Below are 15,636 nucleotides of genomic sequence, written 5' to 3'. Positions count from 1 at the left end.
ATGACCGACTTGTTTAGCAATGAAAATAACTAGGGTGTTAAAACAAGTGCTAAAACTGTTATTCGTCTACAAAAAATATAATCGCGCAAAAAATATAGTATTATTGTAAATTAATAAAGCACATGTTTTCCAAAAAAGACATTTTAAATAAATTAGGACAAATAGCACTTCACATCATTTTCTGGGGTATTGTGCTCTTGTTTTTTACTTATTTTTTTGGTGTTGGCAGTAAAAACTATGAAGAAACCTTAACGTTTTCCTTGTTTTTATTACCAATAACAATAGCGACTACTTATGTTTCCATTTATAAATTAATACCAGATTATTTAGTCACTAAAAGGTACTTTCGATTTGTTTTATATAGCGTCTACACGATAATTATTTCTGGATATTTAATCATGGTTTCCGTTTTTTTTAGTCTGATATATGTATCGAATTTTAAGTATGCGGATATGAATCCGTTAACGAGGAACATTATTTTAATTACCACTGCAGTTTACATAGTAGTTGTTTTGGTTAGTGCTTTTAAATTATTAAAATTGAATTTGAAACATGCCGAAAAAACCAAAGCATTAGAAACTAAAGTTCTAGATAGTCAGCTAAAATTAAAAGAACAAGAATTGCACTATTTAAAGATGCAGATTCATCCTCATTTTTTGTTCAACACCTTAAATACCATGTACGGTTTCGCTTTAAAAAAAGCAGATGAAACGCCAGAAATGATATTAAAACTTTCTAATTTATTAGATTACTTACTGTATCAAGTAGATAAGCCTTTTGTGCTTTTAGCAGATGAAATAAATCACATAAAAGACTATATCGCTTTAGAAAAAATGCGTTTTAATAATTCCTTAGATATTACTTTTAATAGTGAAGATATTCTAGAAACCACCCAAATAGCGCCTATGCTTTTGCTTCCATTTATAGAAAACAGTTTTAAACATGGAAGTATAAAAAATGGGGTATTAAAAATTGAAATTGAATTAGTGACTACTCCAGAAAATATTCTTTTTTCCATTAAAAACACAAGTGCTATTCCCGAAAACGAAAATAAAGGTATCGGTTTGCAGAACATAAAAAAAAGGTTAGATTTACTCTATAAGGATAAGTACGATTTAACAATTGACACTTCAGAAAAGCACTTTAAAGTCGCTTTAAAACTAAACAACAACTAATTGCAAAACCATAAAAACATAAACTGCCTGATTGTAGATGATGAAGCTATTGCTAGAGAAATTATAGCAACGCATCTTTCTATAATCGACAATATAAACGTTGTTGCAAGTTGTAGTAATGCGATGGAAGCTTTTAATGTAATTAGCAATCATACCATCGATTTGGTTTTTCTAGATATTAATATGCCAGAGATTTCCGGAATCTCTTTTGCTAAATCTATAAACAAAGACATTAAAATTATTTTCACCACTGCATACAGAGATTATGCGGTAGAAGGTTTTGAATTACAAGCTGTCGATTACCTGTTGAAGCCCATTCCGTTTGCGCGTTTATTAAAGGCGGTAAACACCTATTTTGAAGTGTATAGTACTACAAAAGTAGATGCACCAAAAGAAATAGAAATTGCGGATTTTATGTTTGTCCGATCGGACAGACGCATGCTAAAAGTCGATTTTGAAGCCATCCGTTATGTAGAAAGTTATAGCGATTATATAAAGATTCACCTTGCAAACGAAACCATAGTTACTCGCGAAACCATTAGCGCCATTGAAGCAAAGTTACCATCGAACACCTTTTTACGAATCCACAGATCGTTTATCATTTCGTTACATCATATCACTTCTTTTACCAATGAGCATGTTACGATAAAAGAAAAAGCGTTGCCAATAAGCAGAAGTTACAAAAAGGATGTTTTAAGCGTATTGGAAAAATATTAATAATAAAAAAAGCGAATCTAAATGATTCGCTTTTTTTTTATTTAAGACACTTCGACTGCGCTCCGTGTAACCTATAAGTTTAGATATGCAAAGCTCTATCGTTTGCCGCTAAAGCCGCCTCTTTTATTGCTTCTGTAAATGTTGGATGTGCATGAGACATACGCGAAACATCTTCCGCAGACGCTCTGTATTCCATAGCAACAACTGCTTCTGCAATCATATCTGCTGCACGAGCACCAACCATGTGTACTCCTAAAATTTCGTCTGTAGTTTTATCTGCAAGAATTTTTACAAATCCGTCTAAATCCATACTCGCTCTACTTCTACCTAAAGCACGCATTGGAAATTGACCAACTTTATAATCTACTCCAGATTCTTTTAACTGTTCTTCTGTTTTACCAACAGAAGCTACTTCTGGCCAAGTATAAACAACACCAGGAATTAAGTTATAATCGATATGTGGTTTTTGTCCGGCTAAAGTTTCGGCAACAAAAGTTCCTTCTTCTTCCGATTTATGTGCAAGCATTGCTCCTTTAATAACATCACCAATAGCATAAATATTAGAAGCGCTAGTTTGTAAATTCTCATTCACTTCTACTTTTCCTCTTTCTGTTAATTTTACTCCGGCAGCTTCTACATTTAAACCATCTGTGTATGCATGACGACCAACAGAAACCAAGACATAATCTCCAGTAAAGCTTACTTCTTCTCCTTTTTTGTTCTCTGCTTTTACAACAACGGCATCGCCATTACGTTCTACAGATGTTACTTTATGTGAGATATTTATTTTAAATTTCTGTTTCTTTAAAACTTTATTTAATTCTTTAGAAATACCAGAATCCATGGTTGGTAAGATTCTATCCATATATTCTATCACAGACACTTCCGCACCTAATCTTTTATATACTTGACCAAGTTCTAACCCAATAACTCCACCACCAATTACGATTAAGTGTTTCGGAACTTCTTTTAATTTTAAAGCTTCGGTAGAAGTGATTACGCGTTCTTTATCTAATTTTATAAATGGTAATGTAGACGGTTTAGATCCTGTAGCAATAATGGTATTTTTTGCTTCAATTTCTGTAGTTTCTTCACCAGTAATCGTGATATGTGTGGCATCTTTAAAGCTTCCTACACCAACATAAACATCGATCTTATTTTTCTTCATTAAGAAATCAATTCCGCTAGTAGTTTGATCTACAACAGATTGTTTTCTTGCAATCATTTGCTTTAAATTCACTTTTATTTCCCCTGGAATATCGATACCATGCTCTTCAAAATGTTTGACAGCATCTTCGTAATGATGTGAAGAATCTAAAAGTGCTTTACTTGGTATACAACCAACATTTAAACAGGTTCCTCCAAGTGTAGAATATTTTTCAATAATTGCAGTTTTCATTCCTAATTGTGCGCAACGTATTGCTGCTACATATCCTCCAGGTCCTGAACCTATTATTGCTACATCGTATGAATTCATAAGATAATTTTTGTGATTTATTAATTTGTATAACAAAAGTACAACATTGATTTATGTTTTACGAATTACGATTAACGAAATTTAATAGAATTTGTATGGGAAAGAAAAGGAAGCAGGAAACTATTAAATATAAATAGCCTACTCATAAGAATAAATAAATTTAAACTTTAGAATAGGCTAATTCCCTAGTACTGACTAATAGCAATACAAATTTCATGTATTTAGAAGCTAAACACAATACTCAAATTGAGTAATTTTTTAGAAAACTTTTAAATTAGATTTTTATTTGTTTTTAGCATTCCTACTAATTCTCCTGTAGAAGAGATATTTAATTTTTTCAGAATATTTCTTCGGTGTGTATCTACGGTATGTGAGCTAATATTTAGTTTTTCTGAAATTTGCTTACTGCTATTATTTAACACCAATAACCGAACAACATCGCGCTCTCTATTACTTATTCCGCCTTGCAATAGTTTTTGAGAATGATTATTAAAGTATACGGTTTCATATTCATTTTTATTGTTTAACAACTTTGCAGAAGCTGTAATTTCCATTTTTATATTCCCATCTAAAACCGTGTAATGCGCTAAACCTATAATGGGTTTCATATCCGAATCAAAAGCTAAAGGCGTTGTGTTTTGAATAATATTTACATAATCCCCTTTTGCATTTTTTAATCTATAGTTCCAGGTGTAATTGGCATTCTTCCTTTTATCTTCTGGTATTTTACCAATAGTGAACTCCATCAAGCTATTTAAGGCGCTCAACCACACATCAATGTCATCTGGATGTATTCTACTCCAGAAATACCGCATTCCTTTTGCTTTTAAGTCATTGGCATCAATCCCTAAGCATGACTTAAAGTTTTTACTTATATATTCGAAGGTAAGGTCCTGCGTATTTGTAATACAGTAAAAAGTGGAACTATATGGCAAATAAAAATCTAAGTCAATAATTTTTTGAATATGCGTTTCTAAAGATGGTGTATCGTAAGACTCGAAAATGGATTTATACTGTTCTTTAATTTGAGTAAATTTCATAAATACGAATTGCTAACTATTAGAAAATAATTAGCAATTTATAAAATATATTTTTAACTAGGAAAACCAAGCATTTCTCCCATACCAACTGTAAATAGCCAGCAACCATAAATAGCGTGCTCGATAGAAACTAAAAGCGTAGACTTCGTTTTATTATAGGTTATTGCGAAAAGTATTCCTCCTAAAAAAGTCATAATTAGTACTAGAATATTTTTAAAAAACAAATGTGCTAAAGAAAACACTATCGCATTGACTAAAAAGAGTACAACCTCACTTTTGAATAACTTTTTATACCGTTGAAAATAGAAAGTTCTATACAACAACTCTTGCGGATATACAGAAAAAACGCTATAAAAAAACAAAATAGCAATCCATAAAAAAGGTTTATTTAATAACACACTAAAAAGACTTTCTTTACTTGTAAACCATACAAATAATATCGTTAAAATTGCTATCAAAAACGTTTTTAGTAACGTCATTTTCCAAAAATGAATCCAATTTAAATTCGGATTTATTTTAAATGTATTCTTCTCTACTTTAAGCAAAATATAAAGTACATACCCAAACCCAAAAAAACCAAAAATTAGTTTTATAATAACGGAGTAGTTCCATATAAAACTTACTGGAAGTAGAATAAAAATAATAAAGAATTCTATAAATCTATAAAACTTAGGTTGCATAATTAAATGTACAAAAAATAGCGTTAAGTAGCACAGTTATTATTTGGGTAAAAGCCCTACTCCCTTTTATTTTCAATCGTATTTAAAATCCAATTTAATTCTGGATCGTTATTCTCTTTTCTATCCTTAATCGTTGGTAAGATTACATGATCTGGTTTCACGCCATAACCATCTGGTTCTTGTTTATGTGGTGTTTCTAATTGCATTAAACCTATTCTAATTTTTAATTTCGTTTCGGGTAATTCATAGACTTTAAAAATACCTGCAACGGTAGAATTATATGCTCCTCCCGTTTCTTCACCAACAAAAACAGCTCTTTTATTTGCTTGTAATTGGTTAGATAGAACAGAGGATGCAGAAAATGAATGTCCGTTAATTAAAACGTAAACATCTCCTTTGTAATTATTTTCTTTAGGATCTGCTAATTTGCTTTCCTTAAATTTATAATATAATTTACCATCTTCTTTTTTAGTTTTAAAGAGACCATACGTTGCTATAAGTGGTGAAAATGCACCAATTAAAACTTTAGTTGCTGTAGAAGATGTATTCGCCATTGCCATTTTTAAAAAAGGAATTCTACTATTTACTTCTCCTGCTTCCAGAAACTGAAATGGTTTATCTGTTAAGTAGGCATATAATTCTGCTATTTCAGCTAGACTTCCTCCTCCATTATCTCGTAAATCAATGATTAAGTTTTCGGCTTTTACAGAATCTATTTCTTTAAAAGCTTCCTCATAAAATGCTTTATATCTACCACCCATGAAACCTCTTATTTTCATATAAGCAACGGTGCTATCTTTGCCAACAAATTCTACATTTCGAGTGTATTCATTTCTAGATTTTACATAGCCATACATCTGATTATGTTTTCTTATTACCTTTGCCTTTTGCTTATTCTCTTTACGTTGCTCCTTTGATAATTTAACTACTACCTCTTTTTTTGTGCTATCTTTTTTTATAGAATCTTTATTTTTCTCTTCTTTATCTATTCGATTAAAAACCATGTTAAACAAAGAGTCTTCCTTTTTAAAAGTAACCTGTAAACTATCTATAAAATATTTATCGCTACTGTAAAAGGAAGCAAATCTTTTGCCTAAAACTCTATTATATAAAGTGGTATTATACCCATCAGATGTAATTTGCGTTTTGTACTTCTTTACTAAATCCGAAATATTCTCTCCTTCCATTTTAACCACTTCACTTCCTAAAAGAAAAGAATCTTTAGACCTTATATTGGTTACTAAAAGTTTATCTTCTAAATAATCAAAATCTAAGTCGTTAAATGTAAATTCTTTTTTAGAAAGCGCTTTATACTCTTTTCTTTCCAATCGCTTTTTTGGCGCAAACACACTAATATGCCCTTGTCTTATACTACCAATAACTGGCCCTATTTTTGCGTAAAACGCATAACTTGTTAACGGTTTATCGATACTCTTTTTTAAGCTATCCATCTTAAAATCTAATCGTTCTTTAGAGATATATAAATTAAGATTAGGATGGTGTCGCTTTAATTGTGCGTAGGCTTTATCGACATCGTTCTGTAAAGTTTCTACGGTATGCAAAGATGTTATTTGGGTGTTATATTTTTCAGTATTTGCACAAGAAGCTAAAACTAAAGCTATGGATAAAAGAAGTAAAAGTTTTTTCATGTAATTCGTATATCATTGATTAACAATAAGATGAAAATTAAACCCTCTTATTTCACTTTAAATATAATGTTAATCTGATTTTTGAATCTAGATTTTTTGATAATTTTATGAAAATTATTTACTTTTAGAATTAAATCGTTATTGCAGTAGTATGCTTCACTTCATTAATCATAAACATACTATGTGTGCTCCCAATATGATTAATTTTCGTTAACCTATTTACCATAAACTCTCTAAAAGCTTCCATATCTTTTACAAGCACTTTTAAAAGGTAATCGTAATCTCCACTTATATGATAGCACTCTAAAACCTCTTGTAAATCTGCTACTTCTTTTTCAAATTTAATCACATAATCTTGGGTGTGTTGCGTCAATTTTACATGGCAAAAAGCGACAAAAGATTTGGCTACTTTTTCCTTATTCACCAAAGCCACATACTTATTAATAACACCTTGATTCTCCAGTTTTTTTATTCTTTCATAAACTGCGGTAACAGAAAGATTTAATTTATTAGAAAGCGCTTTATTGGTTTGTTTGCTATCTTCTTGTAATAGCTGAATCAGTTTTTTATCTATCGCATCAAAAGTCATATCGAAAAATTTTCAGTAAAAACAGAAATAACCTTATTTCTAATTACTATTAAACTACTAAAATAACAAATAATAGATTTAAAATCTAAATATAAACACATCTATTGATTATTAATCTAATAACACGGAAGTTTACATCTATATAAACTAAATCAACTTACCATTATGGCATTTAAACCAGCAAATAACATACAAGATCTTCAATACTTTGGAGAATTTGGAGGTGTAAACCCTTCCATTTCAGATTCCTCGACCTATACCTTCTTATCTGCAAAAACCATGTTCGATACTTTTGAAGGTAATGCAGATGGATGCTATTTATACTCGCGTCACTCTACGCCTTCTAATTTATATTTGGGTGAAGCACTTGCTGCAATGGAAGGTACAGAAACGGCAAACGTTACTGCATCAGGAATGGGTGCAATTACTCCTGTAATCTTACAATTATGTGGCTCTGGAGATCATATTGTTTCTAGCAGAACTATTTACGGAGGGACATACGCTTTCTTAAAAAACTTTACACCTCGTTTTAGTATTGCAACGTCTTTTGTAGATATTACAAAATTAGATATTGTGGAAGCTGCTATTACTCCGAATACCAAAATAATATTCTGTGAATCTGTTAGTAATCCGTTATTAGAGGTTGCAGATATAGCAGGATTAGCCAAGCTAGCAAAAAAACATAATTTAAAATTGGTAGTAGATAACACCTTTTCCCCTTTATCTATTTCTCCGGGACAATTGGGTGCAGATATTGTGATCCACAGTTTAACAAAATTCATTAATGGTTCTAGTGATACTGTTGGTGGTGTTGTTTGTGGTACCCAAGAATTTATTAATGATTTACGCAATGTAAATAACGGTGCTTGCATGCTTTTAGGATCTACCATGGATAGTTTACGAGCAGCCTCGGTTTTAAAAAATCTAAGAACCCTTCATATTAGAATGCAACAACATAGTTTAAATGCGACGTATTTAGCTGAGAAATTTGAAAATTTAGGTATCAAAACCGTATATCCCGGATTAGCTTCGCATCCTTCGCATGAATTATTTAAATCTATGATGAACGAAAAATATGGATTTGGCGGCATGCTTACTATCGATGTTGGTTCTATAGATAAAGCGAATGCTTTAATGGAATTAATGCAAGAAAAAAACCTAGGTTATTTAGCAGTAAGTTTAGGGTTTTACAAAACGCTTTTCTCTGCTCCAGGAAGCTCTACTTCTTCTGAAATACCAGAAGACGAACAAAAAGAAATGGGATTAAGTGATGGCCTTATTCGTTTTTCTATAGGATTGGATGCAGATATAGAACGTACTTTTGACACTATGAAATCGTGTATGAAAACATTAGATATTCTTAAACCAGAAATGGTTTAATTCTAATCTATTTCCTAAAATAGCTAAGTGAAATAATAGTACATAAGAAATCCGTTGAAACATTTTCAACGGATTTTTAAATATTAAACTTGCTTGCTTCTTAGTAACCTTATTTTTTAATCATTTTCTTGGTAAGCGTTCCATTGTTACTTTGTATTTCTAACAAGTAAACTCCTGCTTCTAAATTAGAAATATCCATAGTTTCTTCTAAAGAACCAGAATTTAAAGGAATCGATTTTACTAGCCTTCCTCTTAAATCATATAGATTCACGTTATTTAAAACCAATTGCTTCGGATTGCTTAACGTAATTGTATGGTAAGCAGGATTTGGATATACAGCTAAACTCTCCATTACATTATCTTCTGCAGATAAAGTAAATGTTCCTGTTAAACGAATATTGTCAATAGCCATTTCTTCTTGTACACCACTTAAAGTTGTAACTCTAATATTCATGGTAGTACCAGCTATACTATATCCCGAAATACTATTTAAATTTGCGTTAAAATATTCCATTTCTGTTTCTATTACGGTTTCAAAAGAACTATAAAAACCATCACGATTATCATCATACCTAAATCTTCCTGCTGTACTTGCTGTCTCTGGTCCTCCAGAAGCATAATGCGCTCGTGTCCATATTCCGCCATCCACTTGGTATTCCACCATTATGAAATCTTCTGCTTCGTATCGGTTATATGTTGCATTTGGTGCTGCCATTCCAATACTAAGCTCCATATTTAAATAATTAGAAATATTAATTGGATCTAGTGTAATCGTTATGGAGCCATCGCCACCAATATGACCATCAAAATCTTCCCATAGTAAGAAATTGGAACCTTCGTAATTTGAAATATTTGTCCAACACGTAGGACAAGTGGTATCATTATTTCCTCTTAAAAAATAATCACTACCAGAATAATCCATAAAAAGCACAGAAGTAGTATACCCTGAATAATCAGAATCCTCAAAGCTTTCATGCTTGATTAATGTTTGAGAATACATGCTGTTATTTAATAATAAGGCACATAAAACTAATAAAGAATTTAATGTAATTTTTTTCATAATTTTAGATTAAGTTATTGATTTGGGCGACAAAAGTAATCTTTTCTATCTAAAACCATACGCATTTTCCGGGTTTTGTGAGATCAAAAAACACTACAACAAACAGCAGACAAAACATCACCTTAAATCACTAAATTCAAGCTATATACATCAAAAAAAAGAGCCATAACTTTTCTTTTCTTATAGCATAATAAGCAGCTATTGATCATGCTTCAAGAGATATAATTTTATAGGAAAGCATTACATGTTCTTCCATCCTCAGTTACCTAAAAAGCATTTTAACATAGAAAAAAGGATCTATAATTCCATTTGCATACTTTATACGAAAATCGTAACATTACATTTCTTAAACCAACTAAATTGATGAATAAAGACGATAATCTTTCCGAAATAAATATTCAAGACCAAAAAATTATTGACAATAAAGAACTTAATATATGGGAAGCGCTTATTCCTGTTGTTATTTTAATGGGCTTATTAGCTTACAATATCTTTCTTGCAGAGGGCGAAATGTTTGGGGAATACTCCAATCAAATCATTCTATTAATTGGTGGTTTTGTTGCGTTTATTGATGGTTTATATAATAAAGTGACTCCTTTAATAATGGTTAAAGAAATTTGGGAGAACCTCAGAAGTGTCTTTGTTCCCATTATGATACTTTTTCTTGTTGGTGCTTTAGCAGGAACTTGGTTAGTTAGTGGTGTAATTCCTGCAATGGTATATTATGGATTACAAGTTCTAAGTCCTGCTATATTTTTACCAGCTTCCGTAATTATTTGTGCTATTATATCTATTGCAACCGGAAGTTCCTGGACAACCTCTGCAACCGTTGGTATTGCATTAGTTGGTATTGGTACTGCATTAGGTATAAACCCTGGAATGATTGCTGGAGCTGTAATTTCTGGCGCTTATTTTGGAGATAAAATGTCACCATTAAGTGATACAACAAACCTTGCTCCTGCAATGGCTGGAACAGATTTGTTTACGCATATTAAATACATGGCCATTACAACGGTGCCAACCATTATTATTACACTTATTGCATTTGCTATTATGAGTGCTACTATCGATACTACAGGAAGTGCAGATATTAGCGGCTTACTTACTAGTATAAAAAGCACTTTTAATATTACACCTTTATTATTTCTTGTGCCATTAGGTGTAATCGCTTTAATATTACTTAAAACAAAACCGTTAATAGCGCTTGGTGCTGGTGTATTATTAGCTGCTGTTTTTGCTTTTGTTTTTCAAATGGATGTTTTAAATGGGTTATCCGATTCTAACTTCTCTGCAATTTCAAACGCTATTTTTACAGACACACAAATAACTACAGATAATGAAAAATTAAATGATTTATTTAGTTCTGGAGGAATGAAAGGTATGCTTTGGACTATCTTTTTAATTTGTTGTGCTATGGTTTTTGGAGGTATCATGGATGCCATTGGTGCTTTATCCAGAATTACCAAAGAACTTTTAAAATTAGCAACTACCGTATTTGGTTTATTTGCAAGTACCGTAATTAGTTGTTTAGGATTAAATGCAATTGCCAGTGACCAATATCTAGCGATAGTAATCCCCGGAAAAATGTTTAAAAAAGCATACGAAGACAAAGGTCTTGCTCCCGAAAACCTAAGCAGAACTTTAGAAGATTCGGGTACTGTAACTTCTGTTCTTATCCCTTGGAATACCTGTGGTGCATATCAATCTGGCGTTTTAGGTGTTGGTGTTGGAGAGTACTTTGTGTATGCCATTTTTAACTGGCTAAGCCCATTTACCACGCTCCTTTTTGCGGCACTAAATATTAAAATAAGACAGCTAAAATCCAAATAACCGTAAACTATCACGTTTTCATTTTACTATAATTAAAACTTATAGCCTAATAAGATTTTAAAATTTTATTAGGCTTGTTTTTTTAGTCTTCCAATGTATCTTTGTTCTCAGAAAACACAATGTAATAATTATAAAATTTTAAAATAATGGCAATAGTAGGAAAACAATTCCCCGATTTAAATGTGGATGCAATGAACGAAATGGGAGATACTTTCAAAATAAACGTTCTTGAAGAAGCAAAAAACAATAAGAAAAAAGTATTATTATTCTGGTACCCAAAAGATTTTACTTTTGTTTGCCCAACAGAATTACACGCTTTTGAAGCTGCTAAAGAAGAATTTGCAAAAAGAAACACGATTGTAATTGGTGCTTCTTGTGATACTCCAGAAGTACACTTTGCATGGTTAAATACACCAAAAAATAATGGTGGTATTGAAGGTGTTACATACCCAATCTTAGCAGATTCGAACAGAAACCTAGCAAATACTTTAGGTATTTTAGATATCACTAACGAAAAATATAACGAAGAAACGGGTGTTGTTACTGTAGATGGTGACAACGTAACTTACCGTGCGACTTACGTAATAGATGAAGATGGTGTGGTACAACACGAAGGTATAAACAACATGCCAATTGGTAGAAACGTAAATGAGTTTTTACGTATTATCGATGCTTTAACGCACGTGCAAGAAAAAGGAGAAGTTTGTCCTGCAAACTGGGAAGAAGGTAAAGACGCAATGAGTGCGGATAGAATAGGTACTGCTGAATATTTAGCGAATCACGTAAACTAATTGGTTATGATTCAAGAATTAAGTCAAGATAATTTAGCCGAAATTATTGCAGCAAACAATACTGTTGTTGTGCAATATTCTGCAACTTGGTGTGGTAACTGTCGTATTATGAAACCAAAAGTTAAGAAATTAGCTGGAGAGTTAGAAAATATAACATTTGTTATCGCTGATGCGGAAAAATTCCCAGAATCTAGAAAATTAGCTACTGTAGATAATTTACCAACGTTTGCTACATTTAAAGATGGAAAATTTGTAAATCAAGTACAGACGAACAAATTGGACGTTTTAAAAGAATTAGTAGACGAAGTAGCTTAAATATCAAGTTTCCCGCAGTCGAAACCTCAAACCTTTCGACTGCGTTTAATTTACTATAAATAGATTTCCGTTTTCACGGAAACGAAAATAAAATGTATCAATGAAATTACCAGTAATAAAGCACTTAGCGCAATTTATAGCAGACAATGACGAAGACTATATCATTGAAACCATTGAAACTCTGGAAGCCTTAACCGAAGTTCCTTCATTAAAAGATGATGAACTAGACGTTATTGGAGAATTAATATCTAATATGTACGGCGCTATAGAAGTGAATAAAATGATTAAAGAAGGTGCAACTAAAAAAGATGCAGTAAATAACTTTATGAAACGTGTTTTAGGTTCTATTGATAAGTAAAAATAAAAATTAGTATTTAAAAGCCACTTTGCTAAAGCAAGGTGGTTTTTTGTTATAAATAATTGGTTAACCAATTATTTATCTATCTTATTTTCAACATTAAAGCATTTCATACTCCTCTAATGCCCTATTTCTTTAAAAATAAAAACCACGTTACAATGACAAAACAACCAATTACAGCATTGGCAATAGGCCTATTCTTTAGTATTTTAACAACACTAAACAGTTGTAAAAAAGGAAACACATGGTGGAGATATTCAAAAACAATATGCAGACAGAAACTATGCGGAAGTTTGGTTTAAAACAGGAAGCATATCTATAAGTGACGAGGCCGTTTCTAATGAAGATTATTTTACTGAAAACGATTAAACAAAGCAGTAACTAAAAGAGATGCAGCTATCTACTTTATAAAACATATTTTACATGCTATAGATAAGTAGGAATAAAAACTAAAAACCCAAGTGAAAGCTTGGTTTTTTTTTTTAGTTTATATGAACTTGCTTTTTATTTGTTCTACAATTTGATTCCCGCGATAAATCGCTCCTTCCATATAACCACCATAACTTGGTGAAGTTTCAGAACCAGCAATTATAAACGTACCTCCCAAATACTCTTTTTGATATATGGAATGACCATTGTTTTCATGCGGACTTAAAAATGCATTATTAGCTACATGTAATAAAGGTTCTTGCCTCCAATTCTTTTCTTCATACGAAAGATAATCACTTCCATCTTCTCCGAAAAATTTAAAAAGCTGCTCCTTTACTTTTGCTTCTCGGTATGCTTTAGTCTCCATAGCCAAACCTCCGTTTAAAAAACCCATTAATGCAAAGTGGTTATTTTCAAAATCAGTATGGTCATAGATTTCTGTAAACGGACCAACATTACTAAAACCAACACCAGACAAGCCTTTCTCTTTCCAAAAAGAAGTTTTATAAACCAAAGCAAACTTAATTGCATCTTTCATCCAAGTATGTGTATTATTGGCAACTTTTAAAAGGTTTGCATCTAATTCTGAAGAAAAACCTACTGTATTTACTAGTAATTGAGGTGGTATTGTAGAAACAACAATATCTGCAGTAAAAGCTGTGTTTTCTGTAACTACTTCTATACCGCTTTCCGCGCTTTTAATTTGAACCACTTTTTGGTCTAGTAACAATTCATCCTTTGAGAGATCTGCTGCTAATTTTTCTAAAATAGCAACTGTTCCGCCAGCAATTCTATAACTGATTTCTTGATTTTGTGGAAGCTGAAAACGTTCTGGTAAATTGGCGAGCATTGCTTCAAATAAAGCATCACCTTGCATGTTTTGTTCAAATAAAGTAATGTTTAATTCTTTACACAGTTTTAATAGTTCCTCGTTGTATTTCCAAAGCCAAGTTGCTCCTAATTCGACTTTTGTATTATAAACATTCTTGGTAAAAATTCTTCCACCAATTCTAGTATTAGCTTCCAGAATTTTAACTACAAAACCTTCCTTTTTTAATTTATATCCTAAATACAAACCAGAAAGTCCCCCTCCAATAATTACAATTTTTTTATTCATTACATCAAAGATAAACAAGATAGCCTGGATTAAAAACACTTTCCACGGAAGTGTGGTTTGCAACTGCAACATATTTCTATTAGAATTTAAAAACAGTAAATTCTAAAACAATCGAAAGACCTACTCCATGGCTGCATTTAGAATCCGAAATACTGCGAAAGAAGACGTGATAAGAACACAGCCGTACAGAGTGGAAAAATTAGGAATTACACAAGTAGATAAATACTTTGATTCTTTTTTTGAGTATTTCCATAGCATTGCTCACAGACCATATTCATTTCAATCGGTTGATTTTATAAAAAAAGGGTATAGACGCTGTGTATACGGATCTGATAGTATTTTATTTAAAGCAAATGAAGATGTTGTAGATATAATAACAATAATAGGAAGACAAGATTTAGAGAATACGATTTAAAATACTGCAATGTAAACACGTTGTATATCTATTTGTTAGGTTTTAACGTTAAACAATCATAAAAAGCTTATTCCAAAAGCCCTACAATTTTCATAAAATGCTTTGCTTCGGCATACTCTAAGGCAGTCTTTCCTTCGTTATCTTTAATCGTTTTATCTGCTTTATGTTCTAAAAGTAACTTCACTACTTCTACTTTATCATATTGTGTTGCAAAGGACAAGGCAGTAGTTCCGTTGACATTCACTTCATTCAAATTAGCCCCGTTTTCCATTAAATATTTTACGAAAGCAACATTTCCTTTAAAACTTACGCCTATTAAAGCGGTATTTCCCGAGGCATCTTTAGCATTAATTGGTGCTTTATGTTCTACTAATATTTTTGTCACAGCTTCATTATCAAAATACGTTGCTAAAATTAAAGGAGTAAAACCACGTTCGTCATGAACTTCAGCTAGTTTGGGGTTTCCCTCTAACAATACTTTTAAAGTATTATTATCTCTGTTTTTTATACTTTCAAATAAATTATTTATGTCTTTCATCTCATTCTTATAAATAAAAAAGGAATGCGTTTTTAAACACACTCCTTTTCTCTTGTTATAAATTAATTCCTGTTTT

At 31.6% G+C, this 15,636-nt stretch carries 17 protein-coding genes; 9 read left to right on the top strand and 8 right to left on the bottom strand.

Translation table 11 applies throughout. The features are described from left to right. Positions 1 to 122: 122 nt before the first annotated feature. Both ACVCZW_RS04370 and ACVCZW_RS04365 read left to right on the top strand, forming a co-directional pair. Positions 123 to 1,175: a sensor histidine kinase gene (locus tag ACVCZW_RS04370; protein ID WP_452229085.1), complete on the top strand. Its 1,053-nt coding sequence runs from the start codon at positions 123 to 125 to the stop codon at positions 1,173 to 1,175. After that, on the top strand, positions 1,176 to 1,892 hold the full coding sequence (locus ACVCZW_RS04365; protein WP_452231728.1) for a LytR/AlgR family response regulator transcription factor: 717 nt from the start codon (positions 1,176 to 1,178) through the stop codon (positions 1,890 to 1,892). It abuts the gene before it with no gap. A 79-nt stretch (positions 1,893 to 1,971) separates the two neighbouring features. On the opposite strand, the gene lpdA is transcribed toward ACVCZW_RS04365, so the two are convergent. The 5 genes from lpdA to ACVCZW_RS04340 all read right to left on the bottom strand — a co-directional run bounded on the left by lpdA (position 1,972) and on the right by ACVCZW_RS04340 (position 7,327). Further along, positions 1,972 to 3,369 carry a dihydrolipoyl dehydrogenase gene (lpdA, locus tag ACVCZW_RS04360; RefSeq protein ID WP_452231727.1) on the bottom strand — a complete coding sequence of 466 codons (1,398 nt, stop codon included), beginning with the start codon at positions 3,367 to 3,369 and terminating at the stop codon, positions 1,972 to 1,974. Positions 3,370 to 3,638: 269 nt separating this feature from the next. Continuing rightward, positions 3,639 to 4,409: a LuxR C-terminal-related transcriptional regulator gene (locus tag ACVCZW_RS04355; protein WP_452231726.1), complete on the bottom strand. Its 771-nt coding sequence runs from the start codon at positions 4,407 to 4,409 to the stop codon at positions 3,639 to 3,641. A gap of 53 nt (positions 4,410 to 4,462) precedes the next feature. Continuing rightward, entirely contained in the window at positions 4,463 to 5,089 is a 627-nt protein-coding gene (locus ACVCZW_RS04350) for a CPBP family intramembrane glutamic endopeptidase (RefSeq protein ID WP_452231725.1), read from the bottom strand. A gap of 56 nt (positions 5,090 to 5,145) precedes the next feature. Continuing rightward, positions 5,146 to 6,738 (bottom strand): S41 family peptidase, encoded by a 1,593-nt coding sequence (locus ACVCZW_RS04345; protein ID WP_452231724.1) that lies wholly within the window; start codon positions 6,736 to 6,738, stop codon positions 5,146 to 5,148. Between the two features lie 130 nt (positions 6,739 to 6,868). Next, the gene (locus ACVCZW_RS04340; RefSeq protein WP_452231723.1) at positions 6,869 to 7,327 is read right to left on the bottom strand and encodes an Lrp/AsnC family transcriptional regulator; all 459 of its coding nucleotides are present in this window, start codon (positions 7,325 to 7,327) and stop codon (positions 6,869 to 6,871) included. A 165-nt stretch (positions 7,328 to 7,492) separates the two neighbouring features. Between ACVCZW_RS04340 and ACVCZW_RS04335 the strand changes: the two genes are divergently transcribed. After that, positions 7,493 to 8,707, top strand: a complete 1,215-nt coding sequence (locus tag ACVCZW_RS04335; RefSeq protein ID WP_452229092.1) for an aminotransferase class I/II-fold pyridoxal phosphate-dependent enzyme — start codon at positions 7,493 to 7,495, stop codon at positions 8,705 to 8,707. A gap of 109 nt (positions 8,708 to 8,816) precedes the next feature. Here the strand turns inward: ACVCZW_RS04335 and ACVCZW_RS04330 are convergent, their stop codons facing one another. Further along, positions 8,817 to 9,767, bottom strand: coding sequence for a T9SS type A sorting domain-containing protein (locus ACVCZW_RS04330; RefSeq protein WP_452231722.1), 951 nt, complete (start codon positions 9,765 to 9,767; stop codon positions 8,817 to 8,819). A 363-nt stretch (positions 9,768 to 10,130) separates the two neighbouring features. Here ACVCZW_RS04330 and nhaC point away from each other — a divergent pair, with 363 nt between their 5' ends. The 5 genes from nhaC (at position 10,131) to ACVCZW_RS04305 (ending at position 13,363) form a co-directional block, all read left to right on the top strand. Continuing rightward, a complete protein-coding gene (gene nhaC / locus ACVCZW_RS04325; protein WP_452229094.1) occupies positions 10,131 to 11,597 on the top strand; it encodes a Na+/H+ antiporter NhaC in 1,467 nt (488 codons plus the stop codon). A gap of 146 nt (positions 11,598 to 11,743) precedes the next feature. Then, positions 11,744 to 12,388, top strand: a complete 645-nt coding sequence (locus tag ACVCZW_RS04320) for a redoxin domain-containing protein (RefSeq protein WP_452229095.1) — start codon at positions 11,744 to 11,746, stop codon at positions 12,386 to 12,388. A gap of 6 nt (positions 12,389 to 12,394) precedes the next feature. Then, complete coding sequence (locus ACVCZW_RS04315; protein ID WP_452229096.1) at positions 12,395 to 12,703, top strand: thioredoxin family protein; 309 nt, start codon at positions 12,395 to 12,397, stop codon at positions 12,701 to 12,703. A gap of 100 nt (positions 12,704 to 12,803) precedes the next feature. Beyond that, positions 12,804 to 13,061: a DUF6952 family protein gene (locus tag ACVCZW_RS04310; protein WP_452231721.1), complete on the top strand. Its 258-nt coding sequence runs from the start codon at positions 12,804 to 12,806 to the stop codon at positions 13,059 to 13,061. A 158-nt stretch (positions 13,062 to 13,219) separates the two neighbouring features. Then, on the top strand, positions 13,220 to 13,363 hold the full coding sequence (locus tag ACVCZW_RS04305; RefSeq protein WP_452229098.1) for a hypothetical protein: 144 nt from the start codon (positions 13,220 to 13,222) through the stop codon (positions 13,361 to 13,363). A 185-nt stretch (positions 13,364 to 13,548) separates the two neighbouring features. On the opposite strand, the gene ACVCZW_RS04300 is transcribed toward ACVCZW_RS04305, so the two are convergent. Beyond that, on the bottom strand, positions 13,549 to 14,607 hold the full coding sequence (locus tag ACVCZW_RS04300; RefSeq protein WP_452231720.1) for a flavin monoamine oxidase family protein: 1,059 nt from the start codon (positions 14,605 to 14,607) through the stop codon (positions 13,549 to 13,551). A gap of 127 nt (positions 14,608 to 14,734) precedes the next feature. Here ACVCZW_RS04300 and ACVCZW_RS04295 point away from each other — a divergent pair, with 127 nt between their 5' ends. Next, entirely contained in the window at positions 14,735 to 15,022 is a 288-nt protein-coding gene (locus ACVCZW_RS04295; protein WP_452231719.1) for a type II toxin-antitoxin system RelE/ParE family toxin, read from the top strand. Between the two features lie 67 nt (positions 15,023 to 15,089). On the opposite strand, the gene ACVCZW_RS04290 is transcribed toward ACVCZW_RS04295, so the two are convergent. Continuing rightward, complete coding sequence (locus tag ACVCZW_RS04290) at positions 15,090 to 15,560, bottom strand: ankyrin repeat domain-containing protein (RefSeq protein ID WP_452231718.1); 471 nt, start codon at positions 15,558 to 15,560, stop codon at positions 15,090 to 15,092. Positions 15,561 to 15,636: the final 76 nt, after the last annotated feature.

The organism is Lacinutrix sp. MEBiC02595 (assembly GCF_053601555.1).
Note: the sequence above shows the minus strand (reverse complement) of the source record. Positions and strands in the feature narration are given on the sequence as shown.

Excerpts from the sequence above, each read along its gene's own strand:
- ACVCZW_RS04295 (WP_452231719.1), top strand. The coding sequence starts at position 14,735 with ATGGCTGCATTTAGAATCCGAAATACTGCGAAAGAAGACGTGATAAGA.
- ACVCZW_RS04370 (WP_452229085.1), top strand. The coding sequence starts at position 123 with ATGTTTTCCAAAAAAGACATTTTAAATAAATTAGGACAAATAGCACTT.
- ACVCZW_RS04335 (WP_452229092.1), top strand. The coding sequence starts at position 7,493 with ATGGCATTTAAACCAGCAAATAACATACAAGATCTTCAATACTTTGGA.
- ACVCZW_RS04290 (WP_452231718.1), bottom strand. The coding sequence starts at position 15,560 with ATGAAAGACATAAATAATTTATTTGAAAGTATAAAAAACAGAGATAAT.
- ACVCZW_RS04345 (WP_452231724.1), bottom strand. The coding sequence starts at position 6,738 with ATGAAAAAACTTTTACTTCTTTTATCCATAGCTTTAGTTTTAGCTTCT.
- ACVCZW_RS04330 (WP_452231722.1), bottom strand. The coding sequence starts at position 9,767 with ATGAAAAAAATTACATTAAATTCTTTATTAGTTTTATGTGCCTTATTA.
- ACVCZW_RS04315 (WP_452229096.1), top strand. The coding sequence starts at position 12,395 with ATGATTCAAGAATTAAGTCAAGATAATTTAGCCGAAATTATTGCAGCA.
- ACVCZW_RS04310 (WP_452231721.1), top strand. The coding sequence starts at position 12,804 with ATGAAATTACCAGTAATAAAGCACTTAGCGCAATTTATAGCAGACAAT.
- ACVCZW_RS04305 (WP_452229098.1), top strand. The coding sequence starts at position 13,220 with ATGACAAAACAACCAATTACAGCATTGGCAATAGGCCTATTCTTTAGT.
- ACVCZW_RS04355 (WP_452231726.1), bottom strand. The coding sequence starts at position 4,409 with ATGAAATTTACTCAAATTAAAGAACAGTATAAATCCATTTTCGAGTCT.
- ACVCZW_RS04300 (WP_452231720.1), bottom strand. The coding sequence starts at position 14,607 with ATGAATAAAAAAATTGTAATTATTGGAGGGGGACTTTCTGGTTTGTAT.
- ACVCZW_RS04350 (WP_452231725.1), bottom strand. The coding sequence starts at position 5,089 with ATGCAACCTAAGTTTTATAGATTTATAGAATTCTTTATTATTTTTATT.
- ACVCZW_RS04340 (WP_452231723.1), bottom strand. The coding sequence starts at position 7,327 with ATGACTTTTGATGCGATAGATAAAAAACTGATTCAGCTATTACAAGAA.
- ACVCZW_RS04320 (WP_452229095.1), top strand. The coding sequence starts at position 11,744 with ATGGCAATAGTAGGAAAACAATTCCCCGATTTAAATGTGGATGCAATG.
- lpdA (WP_452231727.1), bottom strand. The coding sequence starts at position 3,369 with ATGAATTCATACGATGTAGCAATAATAGGTTCAGGACCTGGAGGATAT.
- nhaC (WP_452229094.1), top strand. The coding sequence starts at position 10,131 with ATGAATAAAGACGATAATCTTTCCGAAATAAATATTCAAGACCAAAAA.